Source organism: Streptomyces sp. NPDC002328, from assembly GCF_042890065.1.
Classification (GTDB): Bacteria; Actinomycetota; Actinomycetes; order Streptomycetales; family Streptomycetaceae; genus Streptomyces.
In genome coordinates, this window is the sequence record NZ_JBIARQ010000001.1 from 133578 (window position 1) to 152054 (window position 18477).

Here is an 18477-nt window from a genome sequence, read left to right on the forward strand (position 1 = left end):
CAGCCTGGAGCTCACGGGCAAGGAGCTGCGTTCATGACCGCCGCCGGGACGTACACCCCGAAGCCGGGCGCCGCGCCCCTGCCCCGCATGATCGCGGCGCAGGCGGCGCTGGAGACGCGGATGCTCCTGCGCAACGGTGAGCAACTGCTGCTCACCGTGGTGATCCCCACGCTGCTGCTGGTGCTGTTCAGCTCGGTGGACATCGTCGACACGGGCGAGGGGAAGGCGGTGGACTTCCTCGCCCCCGGCGTCCTCGCGCTCGCCGTGATGTCGACGGCGTTCACCGGGCAGGCCATCGCCACCGGCTTCGAACGCCGCTACGGCGTGCTGAAGCGGCTGGCGTCCTCGCCGCTGCCCCGGTGGGGCCTGATGGCCGCCAAGACGCTGTCCGTGCTGGTCACGGAGATCCTCCAGGTCGCCCTGCTCACCGCGATCGCCTTCGCGCTGGGCTGGTCCCCGCAGGGCGGCCCGCTCCCGGTGCTGCTCCTGCTCGTCCTCGGCACGGCCGCCTTCTCCGGCCTCGGCCTGCTGATGGCGGGCACGCTCAAGGCGGAGGCGACGCTCGCCGCGGCCAACCTGGTCTTCCTGCTGCTGCTCGTCGGCGGCGGTGTCGTCGTCCCGCTGGACAAGTTCCCGCCGGCGGCGCAGGACGTCCTGGGGCTGCTGCCGATCTCGGCCCTGTCCGGCGGGCTGCGGGACGTGCTCCAGCACGGGGCGGGGATGCCGTGGGGCGAGCTCGGGATCCTGGCGGTGTGGGCGGTGGCCGGTCTGGCCGCGGCCGGCCGGTTCTTCCGCTGGGAGTAGGCGGCCCATGGCGTCCGGGACCCTCGTGAAAGCGTGCACAAGCGGCCCCCTACGATGGAGGGCGTGCCAAACGTGACCCGCGCCGACGCCGTGGCGGCCGTGCGCAACCCGCTCGCCTTCATCGCCGCCCGCTGGACCCCCTCCCCCCGGACGGTTCAGCGGGCGGCCCTCGCCGCACTCGTGATGTCGGTGCTCATCGTGGTCACCGGGGGCGCCGTACGGCTCACCGGCTCCGGCCTCGGCTGCCCGACCTGGCCCAAGTGCACCGAGGACTCCCTCACCGCGACCAGCGAGATGGGCGTCCACGGCGTCATCGAGTTCGGCAATCGCATGCTGACGTACGTGCTGTGCGCGGCGGTCGGCTGGGCGATCATCGCCGCCCGCTCGCAGAAGCCGTACCGGCGCAGCCTCACCCGGCTGGGCTGGACCCAGTTCTGGGTGGTGATGAGCAACGCCGTGCTCGGCGGGATCGTCGTCCTCGTCGGCCTCAACCCGTACACCGTCGCCCTCCACTTCGTGGCGACGTCGGCGCTGATCGCGGTCGCCACGGTGATGTGGCAGCGCACCCGGGAGGGCGACACGGCGCCGCGCCCGCTGGTCGGCGGCTCCGTGCAGCAGCTGGTGTGGTGCCTGATCGGGGCCACGGTCCTGCTGATCCTGGTCGGCACGGCCGTGACCGGCGCGGGCCCGCACGCCGGCGACTCCAGCGAGGTGGAGCGCATGCCGCTCGACTGGGAGACGGTCAGCAAGGTCCACGCCGTCCTCGCCTGGATCGTGGTCTCCCTGACCTTCGCCCTGTGGTTCGTCCTGCGAGCGGTCGACTCCCCGAAGGCCCCGCTGGACCGCACCCGCGACCTCTTCGTGATCCTCCTCGCCCAGGGCGTCATCGGCTACGTCCAGTACTTCACGGACCTCCCCGAGATCCTGGTCGGCCTCCACATGCTCGGCTCGGCCCTCGTCTGGATCGCGGTACTCCGCGTCCTTCTGTCACTGCGCGAACGCCTCGACGACGAGACCCTCCAGGCTCCCGCACCGGCCGACCGGGTCCAGGCGGCGTCCTCCACCTGAGCCCGCTCGCGGTCTAGTCACCCAGTCCGTACACCCGCCGCGCGTTCCCCGACGACACCAGGTCCACGACGCGTTGGGCGTCCGGGAGGGACCAGGCTCCCTCTGCGACCCAGGTTCCCAGTACGCGGCCGAGGGCCTCGCGGAAGAGGTGGGCGCCGACGACGTGCAGTTCGGGGAGGGCACGGGCGCCGCTGGAGAAGAGGATCTTGCCGAAGGGGGCGAGTTCCAGGATCTCCGCGAGGATCGTCGCCGCGCGGGCCCCGATGCGGACGAGTGCCGCGCCGGAGTCGGCGTAGACGTGCGGGAAGACGCCCGCGAGGTGGGCGGCGTGCCGGTGGTAGGGGTAGCCGTGCAGCAGGACCAGGTCCGTGCCGAGGCCGGCCGTCGCGCGGACGAAGTCGGTGAGCAGCACGGGGTCGGTGCGGTCGACGCGCAGGCCCGGTTCCCCCAGCCCCGCGTGCAGTTGGAGCGGCAGCCCGGAGGCGACCGCGCTCCACAGCACGTGGCGCAGCAGCACCGGGTCGCTCAGCTCGCCGCCGACGCGGCGGCCGGCCAGCCAGCGGCCCGCCGCGCCCCGCACCTCCCCCGGTCCCGGCGGCTCGGGCGCGAGGGCGAGGCCGTGCCGGACGCCGGCCACGGAGGTGAAGGCGACGGCGTGCGCGGCGGCGCCGTGCACCGCCTCGGCCAGGTTGGCGAGGAACGCCTCGACGGTGCCGGAGGTGTCGGCGACCTGCTCGGCGAGCAGCTCCAGCCGTACGATCTCGCGGGCCTCGGCGGCCCCAGCCGACGCGATCTCGGCGGGGCCGGTCAGATCGCCGGGCAGGCCGGTGTCGACGAGGTACGTCGTGATGCCGCTGCCGCGCAGCAGCCGGCGGCCCGCCTCCAGTACGCCGAGCTCACGGCGCCGGGCGAGATAGCGGGCCGGTGGACAGTGCGGCTCAAGACCGAGGAGCGGGGGGCACCAGCGGCGTACGGCGAAGCCCGTCTGGGTGTCGAAGAGGGTGGTGCCGGGGGCGGGCGGTCCCTCGGTGCGGGACAGCTGGGCCTCGAAGGTGCCGAGGCCCAGCTCCGTTCTCAACACGCCGTGGCAGTACTGGTCCACCAGGGACGGCGTTTCGATCATCCAACACTCCCCGCGTGTCGACCACGTCTTCTACGGGGCTAACGGGTGAACGGGGTCGCAGGTGTTGCTTCCGTCCAAGGGGGCTCAGCCGGCTCAGCCGTTGGACGGGCCGCCCACCTGGATCCCCGCCATGCGGGTCCATTCGTACGGGCCGGTCTTCACCTTCGCCGCGAACTCGCCGTCGAAGTCCTCGTGGGCGGTGATGCCGGACTTCTCCACCGCCTTCCGCGCGATCTCGACGGAGGGGGCGACGAGGTCGCCCCAGCCGCCGTCCTCGCCGACGAGGACGATCCGCGCGCCCCGCTCGCCGATGTACGCGACCTGGCCCTCGGCCCCGCCGTGCGCCGTGGAGAAGGCGCTGATCCGCTTGGCCAGCCGGGCCGCCGTGCGCTCGGCCTTCGCCTCAACCTGCTTGCTGTCTGCCATGGTCAGGATGCTACCGACGGGTAGATCAAACGGCGACGGCCGGGGTGCGTGGCCTTGACCACGCACCCCGGCCGCGATGCCGAGCGGGAGCAGGGGTTCAGCGGAGGAAGGGGTCCACCGCCACCGCCACGAACAGCAGCGAGACATAGGTGATCGACCAGTGGAAGAGCCGCATCTCCTTCAGCTTCCCGCCCGTCGTCTCCGCCTTCGCCCGGTTCTGGAGGGCGTGCGCCTCCCACAGCCACCAGCCGCCGGCGGCCAGCGCGACCACCGTGTAGAACCAGCCGGTGTAGCCGAGCGGGGTCAGCAGCAGCGAGACGGCGACCATCACCCAGCTGTAGATCACGATCTGCTTGGCGACGACCTTGTTGGAGGCGATCACCGGCAGCATCGGCACGCCCACGCGCGCGTAGTCGTCCTTCACCTTCATGGACAGCGGCCAGTAGTGCGGCGGCGTCCAGAAGAACATGACGAGGAAGAGGACGACCGGCGCCCAGGACAGCGAGTTCGTGACGGACGACCAGCCGATCAGCACCGGCATGCAGCCCGCGATGCCGCCCCACACGATGTTCTGCGACGTACGCCGCTTGAGGATCATCGTGTAGACGACGACGTAGAAGAGGAGCGCTCCGAGGGCCAGCCAGGCCGACAGCCAGTTGACGGTGAGACCGAACAGCAGCGTCGAGACCACGGCCAGCGAGATGCCGAAGGCGAGGCACTCGCGCGGGCTGACCATGCCGGTGACCAGCGGGCGCTGCGAGGTGCGGTCCATGAGCGCGTCGATGTCGCGGTCGATGTACATGTTGAGCGCGTTGGCGCCGCCGGCGGAGAGGTAGCCGCCGACGCAGGTCAGGAGCACCAGACCCAGGTCGGGCACACCCTGCTGCGCCAGGAACATCACCGGAACGGTGGTGATGAGCAGCAGCTCGATGATCCGCGGCTTGGTCAGCGCCACGAACGCCTTGACACGGGCCCCGAACGGCCGGTGGCTCGGGCTCTGGCTCGTCCCGATCATCCCTACTGGACGGGATTCAACGGCCGTCACGCACACCCCTGACAGAGACTCCCAGCGAGCCTCCCCATGTGAATACGGGGTAAAGGCTCGCGCGTACCACGCCACTGTAGACGTTGCCCATACCTCGTCCTTCGCGGGGGTGGGGTCGTGTTGAGGGGGGCCGCTCGGGGGTGTGTTCGGGGGTGTCCCGAAGGCCCGCTCATCGGTCGCACGGTGGCTCGATTGAGCAGTCAGATGAGCGGCTCCGTATTCATGTGCCAAGTGGGGAACGGCCCAGTCGGGAGGCGGATACCGACGCGGCCCGGCAGTCTGGAATGACGCGAAAAAGGCACGTCCTCACGGGGGTAGGCTCGACAGCGGCCGGTGGGCGCACAGCGCACCGGCAGCCGGTGGGCGCGCGCCCGCAACAGCCGGTATTCGACATGTGGAGAGGAGCCCTGACTCAGGGTGAGCACCAAGCCGACCACCACAGACCTCGAGTGGACCGAGTGGGACCAGCGGGCCGTGGACACCGCCCGCGTTCTTGCCGCCGACGCCGTACAGAAGGTCGGCAACGGCCATCCCGGTACGGCGATGAGTCTGGCGCCCGCCGCCTACACCCTCTTCCAGAAGGTGATGCGGCACGACCCCGCCGACGCCGACTGGGTCGGCCGCGACCGCTTCGTGCTGTCCGCGGGACATTCGTCGCTGACCCTCTACACCCAGCTGTACCTGGCCGGTTTCGGCCTGGAACTGGACGACCTGAAGGCGTTCCGGACGTGGGGCTCGAAGACCCCCGGCCACCCGGAGTACGGCCACACCGTGGGCGTGGAGACGACGACCGGCCCGCTCGGCCAGGGCGTCGCCAACGCCGTCGGCATGGCGATGGCCGCCCGTTACGAGCGCGGCCTGTTCGACCCGGAGGCCCCGGCCGGCGAGTCGCCCTTCGACCACTTCGTCTACTGCGTCGCCGGTGACGGCTGCCTCCAGGAGGGCATCTCCGCCGAGGCGTCCTCGCTGGCCGGCCATCAGCAGCTCGGCAACCTGGTGCTGCTGTGGGACGACAACCACATCTCCATCGAGGGCGACACCGAGACGGCCGTCTCCGAGGACACCGTCAAGCGGTACGAGGCGTACGGCTGGCATGTGCAGCGCGTCGCCCCGAAGCCGGACGGCGACCTCGACCCGCACGCCCTCTACGACGCGATCGAGGAAGCGAAGAAGGTGACGGACCGGCCGTCCTTCATCGCGATGCGCTCGATCATCGCCTGGCCCGCCCCGAACGCGCAGAACACCGAGGCCGCGCACGGCTCGGCGCTCGGCGACGACGAGGTGGCGGCCACCAAGCGCGTCCTCGGCTTCGACCCGGAGCAGAGCTTCGAGGTCTCCGACGAGGTCATCGGCCACACCCGCAAGGCACTGGAGCGCGGCGCCGAGGCGAAGGCCGAGTGGGAGAAGTCCCTCCAGCAGTGGCGCGACAACAACCCCGAGCGCGCCGCCGAGTTCGACCGCGTCGCCGCGGGCGAGCTGCCGACCGGCTGGGAGGAGAAGCTCCCGGTCTTCGAGCCCGGCAAGGGCGTCGCCACCCGCGCCGCGTCCGGCAAGGTGCTCCAGGCCCTCGGCGCGGTCATCCCCGAACTGTGGGGCGGCTCGGCCGACCTGGCCGGCTCCAACAACACGACGATCGACAAGACGTCGTCGTTCCTGCCCGCCGGCAACCCGCTGCCGGAGGCCGACCCCTACGGCCGCACCATCCACTTCGGCATCCGCGAGCACTCCATGGCCGCGGAGATGAACGGCATCGCGCTGCACGGCAACACCCGTGTCTACGGCGGCACGTTCCTCGTGTTCTCCGACTACATGCGCAACGCGGTGCGCCTGTCGGCCCTGATGCACCTGCCGGTGACGTACGTGTGGACGCACGACTCCATCGGCCTCGGTGAGGACGGTCCGACCCACCAGCCCGTCGAGCACCTCGCCTCGCTGCGCGCCATCCCGGGCCTCAACGTCGTGCGCCCGGCCGACGCCAACGAGACGGCCATCGCCTGGCGCGAGATCCTCAAGCGCTGGACGAAGCAGTTCGGCAAGGGCGCCCCGCACGGTCTGGCGCTGACCCGTCAGGGCGTGCCGACGTACGAGCCCAACGAGGACGCGGCGCGCGGCGGTTACGTGCTGTTCGAGGCGGGCTCGGGCACTCCGGAGGTCGTGCTCGTGGCGACCGGTTCCGAGGTGCATGTGGCCGTCGAGGCGCGCGAGCTGCTCGAAGCCGACGGGGTGCCGACGCGGGTGGTGTCCATGCCGTCCGTGGAGTGGTTCGAGGAGCAGGACCAGGGGTACCGGGACAGCGTGCTGCCGCCGTCGGTGAAGGCCCGTGTCGCGGTCGAGGCGGGCATCGGACTGACCTGGCACAAGTACGTCGGGGACGCCGGCCGCATCGTCTCCCTGGAGCACTTCGGTGCTTCGGCCGACGGCAAGGTCCTCTTCCAGGAGTACGGCTTCACTGCCGAGAACGTGGCCGCCAAGGCCCGGGAATCCCTCGCGGCCGCTCAGCGCTGACGCCCATACACGACACGTAGGAGATGTAATTCCATGACAGACGCACTCAAGCGCCTCTCCGAGGAAGGCGTCGCGATCTGGCTGGACGACCTGTCGCGCAAGCGGATCACGTCCGGCAACCTCGCCGAGCTGATCGACCAGCAGCACGTCGTGGGCGTCACCACCAACCCGTCGATCTTCCAGAAGGCGATCTCGCAGGGCGACGGCTACGACCAGCAGCTGTCGGACCTCGCCTCCCGCAAGGTCACCGTCGAAGAGGCCATCCGCATGATCACGACGGCGGACGTCCGTGACGCCGCCGACATCCTGCGCCCGGTCTTCGACGCGACGGGCGGCCAGGACGGCCGGGTGTCGATCGAGGTCGACCCGCGGCTGGCCCACCACACCAAGCCGACGGTCGCCGAGGCCAAGCAGCTGGCCTGGCTGGTCGACCGGCCCAACACGCTGATCAAGATCCCGGCCACCATGGGCGGTCTCCCCGCGATCGGCGAGGTCATCGGCCACGGCATCAGCGTCAACGTCACGCTGATCTTCTCGCTCCAGCGCTACCGCGAGGTCATGGACGCCTACCTGACCGGTCTGGAGCAGGCGCAGGCCAAGGGCCTGGACCTGTCGAAGATCCATTCGGTGGCGTCCTTCTTCGTGTCCCGCGTGGACACCGAGATCGACAAGCGCCTCGACGCGCTCGGCACCGACGAGGCCAAGGCCGCCCGCGGCAAGGCCGGCCTCGCCAACGCCCGGCTCGCCTACGAGGCGTACGAGGAGGTCTTCTCCTCGGACCGCTGGCAGGCGCTGGAGAAGGCGGGCGCCAACAAGCAGCGTCCGCTGTGGGCCTCCACCGGCGTGAAGGACCCGGCCTACAAGGACACGCTGTACGTGGACGAGCTGGTGGCGCCGAACACGGTGAACACCATGCCGGAGGCGACCCTGTTCGCCGCCGACGACCACGGCGAGATCACCGGCGACACCGTCACCGGCACCTACGAGCAGGCGCGCGCCGACCTGGACGCGGTCGAGAAGCTCGGGATCTCGTACGACGAAGTCGTGCAGCTGCTGGAGGACGAAGGCGTCGAGAAGTTCGAGGCGTCCTGGAACGACCTGCTCAAGTCGACCGAGGCGGAGCTCCAGCGCCTCGCTCCTTCGGAGGACTGAGGATTTGTCATCCCTTCCCGGTTCCGGAGCGAATCCGCTTCGTGACCCCGCAGACCGACGGCTCCCGCGTATCGCGGGGCCGTCGGGCCTGGTCATCTTCGGCGTCACGGGCGACTTGTCGCGCAAGAAGCTGATGCCCGCGGTGTACGACCTCGCGAACCGGGGTCTGCTGCCGCCGGGCTTCTCACTGGTCGGGTTCGCCCGCCGTGAGTGGGCCCACGAGGACTTCGCGCAGGAGGTCCACGACGCGGTCAAGGAACACGCCCGCACCCCGTTCCGCGAGGAGGTCTGGCAGCAGCTCATCCAGGGGATGCGCTTCGTGCAGGGCACCTTCGACGACGACGACGCCTTCGAGCGGCTGCGTTCGACGATCGAGGAACTGGACAAGGCGCAGGGCACCGGCGGGAACTTCGCGTTCTATCTGTCGGTGCCCCCGGGCGCCTTCCCGGTGGTCATCCAGCAGCTGAAGAAGCACGGGCTGGCGGACCAGAAGGGCGGGCACTGGCGGCGCGCGGTCATCGAGAAGCCGTTCGGCCACGATCTGAAGTCGGCCGAGGAGCTCAACGAGATCGTCCACGAGGTCTTCGCCCCGGACCAGGTCTTCCGCATCGACCACTACCTGGGCAAGGAGACCGTCCAGAACATCCTGGCGCTGCGCTTCGCCAACACGATGTTCGAACCGATCTGGAACCGGTCCTTCGTGGACCATGTGCAGATCACGATGGCCGAGGACATCGGCATCGGCGGCCGGGCCGGCTACTACGACGGCATCGGCGCCGCCCGTGACGTCATCCAGAACCACCTCCTCCAGCTGATGGCCCTGACGGCCATGGAGGAGCCCGCCTCCTTCGACGCGGACGCGCTCGCCGCGGAGAAGACCAAGGTGCTCGGCGCGGTCCGGCTGCCGAAGGATCTGGGCAGCGACACCGTGCGCGCCCAGTACGCGGCAGGCTGGCAGGGCGGCGAGAAGGCCGTCGGCTACCTCCAGGAAGACGGCATCGACCCGCAGTCGAAGACCGACACCTACGCGGCGATCAAGCTGGAGGTGGACAACCGCCGTTGGGCGGGCGTCCCCTTCTATCTGCGCACCGGCAAGCGGCTCGGCCGGCGCGTCACCGAGATCGCGGTGGTCTTCCAGCGGGCCCCGCACTCCCCGTTCGACCACACGGCGACCGAGGAGCTGGGCAAGAACGCGATCGTCATCCGCGTCCAGCCGGACGAGGGCGTGACGGTCCGCTTCGGCTCCAAGGTGCCGGGCACCTCGATGGAGATCCGGGACGTGTCCATGGACTTCGCCTACGGCGAGTCGTTCACGGAGTCCTCCCCGGAGGCGTACGAGCGGCTGATCCTGGACGTGCTGCTCGGCGACTCCAACCTCTTCCCGCGCACCGAGGAGGTCGAGCTGTCCTGGAAGATCCTCGACCCGATCGAGGAGTACTGGGACAAGAACGGCAAGCCCGCCCAGTACCAGGCCGGCACCTGGGGACCCGTCGAGGCGGACGAGATGCTCGAACGACACGGACGGAGCTGGCGCCGGCCATGAAGACAGACCTCACGGACACCACGGCCAGCAAGATCAACAAGGCGCTGGTGCAGGGCCGCCGGGCGATCGGCACGCCGGCCGTCGGCATGGTGCTCACGCTGGTCATCGTCACCGACGAGGAGAACGCGTACGACGCGCTCAAGTCGGCCGGCGACGCCTCGCACGAGCACCCCTCGCGCACGCTCGTCGTGATCAAGCGCGTCTCCCGCTCCCCCCGTGACCGCACCCAGTCCCGGCTGGACGCGGAGGTGCGGGTGGGCGCGGACGCGGGCACCGGCGAGACGGTCATCCTGCGGCTGTACGGGGAGGTGGCCGACCACGCGCAGTCGGTGGTGCTGCCGCTGCTGCTGCCGGACGCGCCCGTCGTCGTGTGGTGGCCGGTGAACGCGCCGCTCGACCCGGCCCAGGACCCCCTGGGCGCGCTGGCCCAGCGCCGCGTCACCGACACCTACGCCGCCGAGCAGCCGGTACGGGACCTGGCGGCCCGCTCCGAGGCCTACACCCCCGGCGACACCGACCTGTCGTGGACCCGCATCACGCCCTGGCGCTCGATGCTGGCCGCGGCCCTGGACCAGGTCACCTGCAAGGTGGAGTCGGTCGAGGTGGAGGGCGAGGAGTTCAACCCGAGCTGCGAGCTGCTGGCGATGTGGCTGGGCGACCGGCTGGGCGTCCCCGTCCAGCGCTCGCTGTCTGCCGGGCCGGGGCTCACGGCGGTGCGCATGCGCACCGACTGCGGTCCGATCGCGCTGGACCGGGCCGACGGCTCGCTGGCCACGCTGTCCATCGAGGGCCAGCCCGACCGTGCGGTGGCGCTCAAGCGCCGGGACACGGCCGAGCTGATCGCGGAGGAGCTGCGGCGGCTGGACCCGGACGACACGTACGCCTCGGCGCTGCGGTTCGGGGTGGAGCGGCTGGGCGCGACGGAGTCGGCGGACGGGGCGGGGTCTCCGGGCCCGGCTGAGTCCGCGGACTCGTCGGAGTCCGCGGGTTCGTCGGCGTCTTCGGGTTCGTCGGCGTCTTCGGGCTCGTCGGCGTCTTCGGGCTCGGTCGGGCGGACGGAGTCCGCCACGGGTGAGCGGGGCGCGGAGGAAGCGGCCTCGGCCGAATCCGTCGCGGGTGACGCGGTCGCGGACGAGCCGGCCTCGGACGAGTCGGGCTCGGCTGAGCCGGCCGGGACCGAGCCGGCCGCCGTCGAGACCCCCGTCGAGGAGGCCGCGAAGGCGCCCGCCCCGCAGGCGGCGAAGAAGACCGCCCGGAAGGTCCCGGCGAAGAAGGCGGCGGCGAAGTGAGCGCCCCTCAGCTCGTCGTGCACCACGACAAGGACCTGATGGCGCAGGCCGCCGCGGCCCGGCTGATCACGAAGATCGTGGACGCGCAGACCTCCCGGGGTCACGCGTCCGTGGTCCTCACCGGCGGACGCAACGGCAACGGCCTGCTGGCCGCGCTGGCCGCCGCGCCCGCCCGGGACGCCGTCGACTGGGCCCGGCTCGACCTGTGGTGGGGCGACGAGCGCTTCCTGCCCGAGGGCGACCCGGAGCGCAACGTCACGCAGGCCCGCGAGGCCCTGCTGGACTCCGTCCCCCTGGATCCGAAGCGCGTGCACGCCATGCCCGCGTCGGACGGTCCGTACGGCGCCGATGTCGAGGCGGCGGCCGAGGCGTACGCCGAGGAGCTTGCCCGCGCGGCCGGCCCGGAGAACCATGGAGCCGTCCCCACCTTCGACGTGCTGATGCTGGGCGTCGGCCCGGACACCCATGTGGCCTCGCTCTTCCCGGAGTTGCCGGCCGTGCGGGAGACCGAGCGCACGGTGGTCGGCGTGCACGGCGCGCCCAAGCCGCCGCCGACTCGTGTCACGCTCACCCTCCCGGCGATCCGGGCGGCCCGTGAGGTGTGGCTGCTGGCGGCCGGCGAGGACAAGGCGCGGGCGGCGGCGATCGCCCTGTCGGGCGCGGGTGAGATCCAGGCCCCGGCGGCGGGCGCGCGCGGTCGTGCGCGCACGCTGTGGCTGCTGGACACGGCGGCGGCGTCCGAACTGCCGAGGGCGCTGTACCCGCCGGCGTCGCCCTGATCCCCGGACCCGGGACTCCGGAAGCAGGAAGAAGTGAGGGCGGCGGGCCGGTAAACAGCCCGCCGCCCTCACCCGTTGTGGGGACTCACTTCACCGAGCCCGCCATCACCCCCTGCACGAAGTGCCGTTGGAAGGCGAAGAACACGGCCACCGGTACCACCAGCGACAGGAACGCGCCCGGCGCGAGCACGTCGATGTTGCTGCCGAACTGCCGGATCTGGGACTGGAGCGCGACCGTCAGCGGCTGCGCGGAGCTGTCCGCGAAGAGCAGCGCCACCAGCATGTCGTTCCACACCCACAGGAACTGGAAGATGGCCAGGCTGGCGAGGGCGGGCCGGCCCACCGGGAGGACCAGCCGGGTGAAGATGCGCCACTCGCTGCCGCCGTCCATGCGGGCCGCCTCCAGCATCTCCTTCGGGATCTCCACGAAGTAGTTGCGCAGCAGGAACACCGCGAACGGCAGCCCGTACGCCACGTGGAAGAGCACCACGCCGGGGATGGTCCCGAACAGGCCCAGCTGGCCGAAGAGTTTGGCGACCGGCAGCAGACCGATCTGCACCGGCACCACCAACAGCGCGACCACGACGAGGAAGACGGCGTCCCGGCCGGGGAAGTCCAGCCAGGCGAAGGCGTATCCGGCGAGCGCCGCCAGCACCACGACGAGCACGGTCGTGGGCACCGAGATCAGCACGGTGTTCCAGAACGCCTCGGTGATGCCCGAATTCCCCAGCAGCGAGGCGTAGTTGTCGAAGGACAGCTGCCCGGGAGCGGCGAACACCGTCCACCAGCCGCCCTGGGCGGTGTCCTCGGCGGACCGCAGGGAGGACAGGAACAGCCCGGCCAGCGGTGTCATCCACACCAGCCCGACCACCACGAGGAAGGCCTGGACGACCCCGCTGCCGAGGTGACGCCTGAGGGCGTTCATCGCTGACTCCTTCGGAAACGGCGGACGTTGAAGACCATCGCCGGGACCACCAGCAGCAGGAGCAGCACGCCCAGCGCGCTGCCGAGGCCCTGGTCGTTGCCGCCGCCGAAGGACACCAGCCACATCTGCGTCGCGAGCACGGTCGCGTCCTCCTGCACCGGTCCTGGCGCGATGATGTAGACGAGGTCGAAGACCTTCATCACGTTGATCACCAGGGTCACGAAGACCACGGTCAGGACGGGCGCGAGCAGCGGGACGGTGATCCGGCGGAAGATCTGCCACTCGTTGGCCCCGTCCATCCGCGCCGCCTCCAGCGCGTCCCGGGGCAGTGTGGAGAGCCCCGCGCCGATCAGGACCATCGCGAAGCCGGTCCAGATCCACAGGTACGCGCCGATGATCGCCGGGGTGACGAGGGCCGGGCCGAGCCAGGAGACGCCGTCGTAGGGCTGTGCGAAGTTCGAGGCGGGGAGCCGCAGCGTGTAGGAGCCGGCGTCCAGTCCGGGGAAGCGGAAGGAGCCGTCCGCGGCCGTGGTCGTGCTCGCGACCGTCGTGCCGTCGCGGACCGCCTCGACCCGCAGCTGCGGCAGGCCGCTCTCCGGCCGGTCGACCTTGCCCTGTTCCCCGCCGCCGCCGGGCGTGAAGTCCAGGTAGACCACCCCGCGCAGTTCGTCGGGGGCGGCCGCGCGGCCGGCGGCGGCGTACGCGGGCTCGGCGCCGGCGGGGACGTCCTTGGGCGCGACGCCGACCAGGGGCAGCGCCACCGAGTCGCCCGGGGACACGCCCGCGCCGGTCCGGTACGAGCCGTCCGCCGCCGCGGTCAGCCCCTGTCCGTCGCGTGCGCGGGCCGTCGGATAGGCCGCGGTGTCGCGGAAGGCGTCGTGGAAGGAGACCGCGGCGGCGTTCAGCACGCCCTTGTCCGGGTCCTCGTCGTAGGCGAGCCGGAAGATGATGCCGGCGGCGAGGAAGGACACCGCCATCGGCATGAACAGCAGCAGCTTGAACGCCGTCGCCCAGCGGATCTTCTCGACCAGCACGGCGAGGATCAGTCCCAGCCCGGTCAGCAGCGCCGGGGCCACGACCACCCAGATCGCCGTGTTGCGGACGGCCTTGAGGGTCGCCGGGTCGCGGAACATCTCGGCGTAGTTCTCGCCGCCGACGAAGCGGGTGCCGGACGCGTCGAACAGGCTGCGGCCGATGGAGAAGAGCACCGGGTAGACGACGAGGGCGCCCAGCAGGAGCAGTGCGGGGAGGGCGAACAGCAGGGCGACGATCCGCCCCCGCCGCCGCGGGCGGCGCGGGGGGCCGTCCGGGGCGGCGGGCGGCGGGGCCGCCTCTTTCACGAGGGTCGCGGTCATGTCCGGTCAGCCCTTGTAGGCCTTGGCCGCGGCGGCTTCGAGCTGGGCCGCGGTCGCCTTCGGGTCGGACGGGTCGCGCAGGAAGTCCTGGAGCAGCTTCCACTCCCCCGCGCCCTTGGTGCCGCCGAACGCGGCGGGCGCCTGGTCGGACATGTCGAAGCGGACGGAGTCTCCGGCGTCGACGAGGGACTTGGCGGTGGCGCGGGTGACGTCGTCGCCGTAGGAGGCGAGGTCGAGCTTCTTGTTCGGGGACAGGAAGCCGCCCGCCTCGGCCCAGACGGCGGCGGCCTCGGGGGTCGCCAGGTACTCCAGGAGGGCCATGCCCGCCTTGGCGTTCTTGCCGTCCTTGAGGACGACGGCCGCGTCGCCGCCGCTGACCACGGGGGCGTCGCCGCCGTCGACCGCCGGGAAGGGGAAGAAGTTCGCGTCCTGGCCGATCTTCCGGCCGAACTGGTCCTTGGCGACGCCGGCGACGAAGTCGCCCTCGTAGACCATGCCCGCCTCGGGCTTGGGCCCGAACACCTTCTCCACCGAGCCCGGGAAGTCGGTGTTCAGGGCGCCCTTCTGGCCGCCGGCGATGAGCTGCTTGTCCTTGAACAGCTCGCCGAGGGTGGTGAGCGCCTTGACGACGGAGGCGTCGGTCCACTTCAGCTTGTGGGCGGCGAGGGCGTCGTACTTCTCGGGTCCGGCCTGGGAGAGGTAGACGTTCTCGAACCAGTCGGTGAGGGTCCAGCCGTCCTGCCCGGCGACCGAGAAGGCGGCGAGCCCGGAGTCGGAGACGGTGCGTCCGGCCTTCAGCAGGTCGGCGTAGGTGGTGGGCGGCTTGACGCCGGCCTGGGTGAGGGCGTCGGGGCTGTACCAGACGGTCGACTTGTGGGCGGCCTTGAAGTAGAGGCCGTAGAGGGAGCCGTCGACGCTGCCGTAGGTCTTCCACACGGGGGCGTAGTTGGCGTCGACGGACTTGACGGTGGTGGCGGAGAGCGGCTGGAGCCAGCCGTTGCCGGCGAACTGCTGGAGCACGCCGACCTGCGGGACCATCACGACGTCGGGGGCGTTGCCGCCCTCGATCTTGCTGCCGACAACGGTGGAGACGTTGTCGCCGGTGGACGTGAACTGCGTCTTGGCGCCGGTCTTCTCGGTGAAGGCGTCCAGCACCTTCTGGAAGTTCTTCTGTTCGCTGCCGGACCAGACGCCGGCCACGGTGACGGTCTGGCCGTTCAGCGCCTTGTCGCCGCCGCCCGCCGTGACCGGGCCTCCGCCGCCGCAGGCGGTGGCGCCGAGCGCGAGGGCGAGGGCGGTGCAGCCGGTGAGCAGGGTGGTACGTCGTCGCATCATCGTTGATGTCCCTTCGGGGAGTGGGGAGTTGACGGGGTTCAGAGGTCGCTGAGCCACCAGGGGGGTTCAGAGGTCGCTGAGCCACCAGGCCGCTGTCGAGCCGGGCAGGACGCCGGCCGGGCAGGGGTCGCTGGAGAGCAGCGGGGTGCCGGAGACCGGCGCGGGGGTGGGCGCGGTACCGAAGTTGACGGCGCAGACCAGGCCGTCGCCGCGCTCGAAGGCGAGGACGCCGGGCGGGGTGTCCAGCCAGCGCAGTTCACCCTCGCCCAACTGGGGTAGGGCGGCCCGCAGTTGGAGTCCGTCGCGGTACAGGTGCCAGAAGGAGCGGGTGTCGGCGAGGGCGCGGTCGGTGGCGTGCTCGGCGAAGTACTCGGGCTGCGGCAGCCAGGGCTTGGCTCCCTCCGCGCCGGAGGTGAAGCCGAACGGCGAGGCCTGTCCGGACCAGGGCAGCGGGACGCGGCAGCCGTCGCGGATGCGGGCGCGGCTCCCGGTGCGGCGGAAGATCGGGTCGGTGAGCACGTCGTCGGGCAGGTCGACGACCTCGGGCAGGCCGAGTTCCTCGCCCTGGTAGATGTACGCGGCGCCGGGCAGCGCCAGCATCAGCAGGGCGGCGGCGCGGGCGCGGGCGGTGCCGAGGCCGCTGCCGCCGGTGGCCGGTTCGCCGTAGCGGGTGACGGTGCGGACCTGGTCGTGGTTGTTGAGGACCCAGGTGACGGTGGAGCCCGTGCCGGCGATGTCCTGGATGGCCTCGGAGACGACCTTGCGGAAGGCGTCGGCGTCCCAGGGGGCGCTCAGCAGGTCGAAGAAGAAGGCCTGGTGGAGCTCGTCCGGGCGGACGTACTGCGCGTGTTCGCGGGCGGTGGGGACGGAGACCTCGCCGACCAGGAGCCGTTCGCGGCCGTCGGCGGCCGTGTACTCCTCGCAGACGGACCGCCAGTGCCGCCACACGTCGTGCACCTCGGGCTGGTTCCAGGCGAGCGGGTTGACCGAGTCGCGGGTGCGGGCGTCGGCCTCGGGGTCGTCGGAGTCCGGCAGTTCGGGGTGCTTGTAGAGGCCCGCGGCGACGTCGATACGGAAGCCGTCGACGCCCCGGTCGAGCCAGAAGCGCAGGATCCGGTCGAACTCGGCGGCGACCTCGGGGGTGCGCCAGTTCCAGTCGGGCTGTTCGGGGGTGAACATGTGCAGGTACCACTGGCCTGGCCGGCCGTCCGGCTCCGTGACGCGGCTCCAGGCGGGGCCGCCGAACATGGCGTGCCAGTTGTTGGGCGGCTCGGCGCCGTCCGGGCCGCGGCCGTCGGCGAAGTGGAAGCGGGCGCGGGCCGCGCTGCCGGGCGCGGAGGCGAGCGCCTCGCGGAACCAGGGGTGCTCGCTGGAGCAGTGGTTGGGGACGACGTCCAGGAGCACCTTGACGCCGAGTCGCCGGGCGGCCGCCGCCAGCAGGTCGAACTCGGCGAGGTCGCCGAAGAGCGGGTCGACGTCGCAGTAGTCGGCGACGTCGTAGCCGTGGTCGTGCTGCGGGGACGGGTAGAAGGGGCTCAGCCAGATGCCGTCCACGCCGAGCTTCTTCAGGTAGGGCAGTCCGGCCCTGACTCCGGCGAGATCGCCGACGCCGTCGCCGGTGCTGTCCAGGAAGCTGCGCACGTAGACCTGGTAGATCACCGCGTCCCGCCACCAGCGGTACTTACTCAACATGTATGCATGTTAGGTAAGTGGGTTACGAAAGTGTCAACGCAAAGGTGCCTCAACAAGGCGAGATGAGACCTACGCGTTACCTAACAAGTAACTAGGGAGCCGTGAGAGAGCGGGAACGCCGGGCGGTGCTAGCGGCGGGACAGCGCATCGAGCTCGCGCGCGAGCCGGCGGACCGCCGCCTCGGGCGTCTCGCGGCCGGCCATCGCGTCGTGCACGACCGACTGCACGACCAGGCTGACCTGGTCGTAGCGCGGGCTCTTGGGGCGCGGCGCGGCCGCCAGCACGCTCTCGCGCAGGGTCGGCAGATAGGGGAACGCCCTGATCAGCTCGGGGTCCTCGTACAGCGCGGCGCGCACGGGCGGCAGGGCGCCGCGGGTGAGGACCTGGCGCTGGACGGGCTCGCTGGTGAGGTAGGCGATCAGGCGCGCTGCGGAGTCGGGGTGCCGCGCGTGGGCGTTCACCGCGAGGTTGGAGCCGCCGAGGACGCTGGTCCCGGGACCGTCGGGCCCCGGCAGCGGTACGGCGCCGACCCGTCCGGCGACCTTCGAGTCCGCGGCGGAGGCGGCGACGTAGGCGTAGGGCCAGTTGCGCAGGAAGAGCAGCCGGCCCTCCTGGAAGGCCTGTTTGGACTCCTCCTCCTTGTAGGCGAGGGCCCGCTGCGGTATCCATCCCTCGCGCACGCCCCGGGCGAGGAAGCCGATGCCCTCGCGGGCGGCGGCCGAGTCCACGGTGACCCGCGCCCCCTCGTCGCCGAGGATCGAGCCGCCCGCCGAGTAGACGGCCTCGGCCGCGTTGACGGTGAGCCCCTCGTAGGGCAGGAACTGCCCGGCGTAGCCGTCGAGTCCGTGCTTCGGGGCGATGGTCCGCGCGTACCGTTCCAGCTCGGCCCAGGTGCGCGGCGGCGGGACGCCCTCCGCGGCGAGGACGTCCTTGCGGTAGAGGAGGAGGCCGGCGTTGGTGACGTACGGGACGGCGTAGAGCCGTCCGTCGTAGGTCGCCGTGTCCACGACCGGCGACAGGAAGTCCTGGAGGGGGAAGCGGCCGGAGGGCAGCGGGCGTATCCAGCCCGCGGCGGCGAACTCCGATGTCCAGCTGACGTCGATGTTGAGGACGTCGAAGCGGCTGCGGTCGCCGTCGCGCAGGTCGGTCGCCATCTGCGCGTGGGTCTCGTCGGCGGAGTCCGGGAGTTCGACGAGGGTGACCCGCTCGCCGGGGTGGGTGCGGTTCCAGCCCTCCAGCAGGGGGCCGAGATAGCCGGTGAGGTCCCCGGCGGTGGCGAGCGTCAGCGGCCCCCGGCCGCCCGCGCTGCCCTCGTCGGCCCGTGCGCCCGAGGCGATGTAACCGGTCATGACCACGACCAGGACGAGAAGGCCCCTACCGGCGGCGCGTATCCACCGCATAGGTTCCTCCCTGTACACCGGCCCGGGGCACCCTTG

The 18477-nt window shown here is 71.4% G+C and carries 15 protein-coding genes; 7 read left to right on the forward strand and 8 right to left on the reverse strand.

Annotated elements, in window-relative coordinates; all coding sequences use genetic code 11:
* Nucleotides 1-33 precede the first annotated feature (33 nt).
* On the forward strand, nt 34-804 hold the full coding sequence (locus tag ACFYX4_RS00655; RefSeq protein WP_389323495.1) for an ABC transporter permease: 771 nt from the start codon (nt 34-36) through the stop codon (nt 802-804).
* Nucleotides 805-858: 54 nt separating this feature from the next.
* The gene (locus tag ACFYX4_RS00660) at nt 859-1872 is read left to right on the forward strand and encodes a heme A synthase (RefSeq protein ID WP_389323498.1); all 1014 of its coding nucleotides are present in this window, start codon (nt 859-861) and stop codon (nt 1870-1872) included.
* A 13-nt stretch (nt 1873-1885) separates the two neighbouring features.
* On the opposite strand, the gene ACFYX4_RS00665 is transcribed toward ACFYX4_RS00660, so the two are convergent.
* The 3 genes from ACFYX4_RS00665 to ACFYX4_RS00675 all read right to left on the reverse strand — a co-directional run bounded on the left by ACFYX4_RS00665 (nt 1886) and on the right by ACFYX4_RS00675 (nt 4436).
* Nucleotides 1886-2995 carry an amidohydrolase family protein gene (locus ACFYX4_RS00665; RefSeq protein WP_389323501.1) on the reverse strand — a complete coding sequence of 370 codons (1110 nt, stop codon included), beginning with the start codon at nt 2993-2995 and terminating at the stop codon, nt 1886-1888.
* 93 nt (nt 2996-3088) lie between these two features.
* Nucleotides 3089-3421, reverse strand: coding sequence for a hypothetical protein (locus ACFYX4_RS00670; protein WP_389323504.1), 333 nt, complete (start codon nt 3419-3421; stop codon nt 3089-3091).
* A gap of 97 nt (nt 3422-3518) precedes the next feature.
* Entirely contained in the window at nt 3519-4436 is a 918-nt protein-coding gene (locus tag ACFYX4_RS00675; RefSeq protein ID WP_389323507.1) for a heme o synthase, read from the reverse strand.
* 447 nt (nt 4437-4883) lie between these two features.
* Here ACFYX4_RS00675 and tkt point away from each other — a divergent pair, with 447 nt between their 5' ends.
* From tkt to pgl, 5 genes are read left to right on the forward strand one after another with little or no spacing between them, the layout of a single operon-like run.
* The gene (gene tkt / locus ACFYX4_RS00680) at nt 4884-6971 is read left to right on the forward strand and encodes a transketolase (protein WP_389323510.1); all 2088 of its coding nucleotides are present in this window, start codon (nt 4884-4886) and stop codon (nt 6969-6971) included.
* 33 nt (nt 6972-7004) lie between these two features.
* Nucleotides 7005-8123: a transaldolase gene (gene tal, locus ACFYX4_RS00685; RefSeq protein WP_389323513.1), complete on the forward strand. Its 1119-nt coding sequence runs from the start codon at nt 7005-7007 to the stop codon at nt 8121-8123.
* A 4-nt stretch (nt 8124-8127) separates the two neighbouring features.
* Nucleotides 8128-9666 (forward strand): glucose-6-phosphate dehydrogenase, encoded by a 1539-nt coding sequence (zwf, locus tag ACFYX4_RS00690; RefSeq protein ID WP_389323516.1) that lies wholly within the window; start codon nt 8128-8130, stop codon nt 9664-9666.
* Nucleotides 9663-10955, forward strand: coding sequence for a glucose-6-phosphate dehydrogenase assembly protein OpcA (gene opcA, locus ACFYX4_RS00695; protein ID WP_389323519.1), 1293 nt, complete (start codon nt 9663-9665; stop codon nt 10953-10955). The genes zwf and opcA overlap by 4 nt, the downstream gene beginning before the upstream one ends.
* Complete coding sequence (pgl, locus tag ACFYX4_RS00700; RefSeq protein ID WP_389323522.1) at nt 10952-11734, forward strand: 6-phosphogluconolactonase; 783 nt, start codon at nt 10952-10954, stop codon at nt 11732-11734. Before opcA ends, pgl begins: the two co-directional genes overlap by 4 nt.
* Before the next feature lie 85 nt (nt 11735-11819).
* Here pgl and ACFYX4_RS00705 read toward each other — a convergent pair whose 3' ends face one another.
* From ACFYX4_RS00705 to ACFYX4_RS00725, 5 genes are all read right to left on the reverse strand, one after another.
* Nucleotides 11820-12659 carry a carbohydrate ABC transporter permease gene (locus ACFYX4_RS00705; RefSeq protein ID WP_389323525.1) on the reverse strand — a complete coding sequence of 280 codons (840 nt, stop codon included), beginning with the start codon at nt 12657-12659 and terminating at the stop codon, nt 11820-11822.
* Nucleotides 12656-14014 carry a carbohydrate ABC transporter permease gene (locus ACFYX4_RS00710; protein WP_389323528.1) on the reverse strand — a complete coding sequence of 453 codons (1359 nt, stop codon included), beginning with the start codon at nt 14012-14014 and terminating at the stop codon, nt 12656-12658. The genes ACFYX4_RS00705 and ACFYX4_RS00710 overlap by 4 nt, the downstream gene beginning before the upstream one ends.
* A 6-nt stretch (nt 14015-14020) precedes the next feature.
* A complete protein-coding gene (locus ACFYX4_RS00715) occupies nt 14021-15349 on the reverse strand; it encodes an ABC transporter substrate-binding protein (RefSeq protein WP_389323531.1) in 1329 nt (442 codons plus the stop codon).
* A gap of 66 nt (nt 15350-15415) precedes the next feature.
* Complete coding sequence (locus ACFYX4_RS00720; RefSeq protein ID WP_389323534.1) at nt 15416-17041, reverse strand: glycoside hydrolase family 13 protein; 1626 nt, start codon at nt 17039-17041, stop codon at nt 15416-15418.
* Nucleotides 17042-17169: 128 nt separating this feature from the next.
* Nucleotides 17170-18441, reverse strand: coding sequence for an ABC transporter substrate-binding protein (locus ACFYX4_RS00725; protein ID WP_389323537.1), 1272 nt, complete (start codon nt 18439-18441; stop codon nt 17170-17172).
* Nucleotides 18442-18477: the final 36 nt, after the last annotated feature.

Bases quoted from the DNA above. Each gene is read 5' to 3' on its own strand.
- ACFYX4_RS00655 (WP_389323495.1), top strand. From the start codon at position 34: ATGACCGCCGCCGGGACGTACACCCCGAAGCCGGGCGCCGCGCCCCTG.
- ACFYX4_RS00660 (WP_389323498.1), top strand. From the start codon at position 859: ATGGAGGGCGTGCCAAACGTGACCCGCGCCGACGCCGTGGCGGCCGTG.
- ACFYX4_RS00665 (WP_389323501.1), bottom strand. From the start codon at position 2,995: ATGATCGAAACGCCGTCCCTGGTGGACCAGTACTGCCACGGCGTGTTG.
- ACFYX4_RS00670 (WP_389323504.1), bottom strand. From the start codon at position 3,421: ATGGCAGACAGCAAGCAGGTTGAGGCGAAGGCCGAGCGCACGGCGGCC.
- ACFYX4_RS00675 (WP_389323507.1), bottom strand. From the start codon at position 4,436: ATGATCGGGACGAGCCAGAGCCCGAGCCACCGGCCGTTCGGGGCCCGT.
- tal (WP_389323513.1), top strand. From the start codon at position 7,005: ATGACAGACGCACTCAAGCGCCTCTCCGAGGAAGGCGTCGCGATCTGG.
- opcA (WP_389323519.1), top strand. From the start codon at position 9,663: ATGAAGACAGACCTCACGGACACCACGGCCAGCAAGATCAACAAGGCG.
- ACFYX4_RS00705 (WP_389323525.1), bottom strand. From the start codon at position 12,659: ATGAACGCCCTCAGGCGTCACCTCGGCAGCGGGGTCGTCCAGGCCTTC.
- ACFYX4_RS00710 (WP_389323528.1), bottom strand. From the start codon at position 14,014: ATGACCGCGACCCTCGTGAAAGAGGCGGCCCCGCCGCCCGCCGCCCCG.
- ACFYX4_RS00715 (WP_389323531.1), bottom strand. From the start codon at position 15,349: ATGATGCGACGACGTACCACCCTGCTCACCGGCTGCACCGCCCTCGCC.
- ACFYX4_RS00720 (WP_389323534.1), bottom strand. From the start codon at position 17,041: ATGTTGAGTAAGTACCGCTGGTGGCGGGACGCGGTGATCTACCAGGTC.
- ACFYX4_RS00725 (WP_389323537.1), bottom strand. From the start codon at position 18,441: ATGCGGTGGATACGCGCCGCCGGTAGGGGCCTTCTCGTCCTGGTCGTG.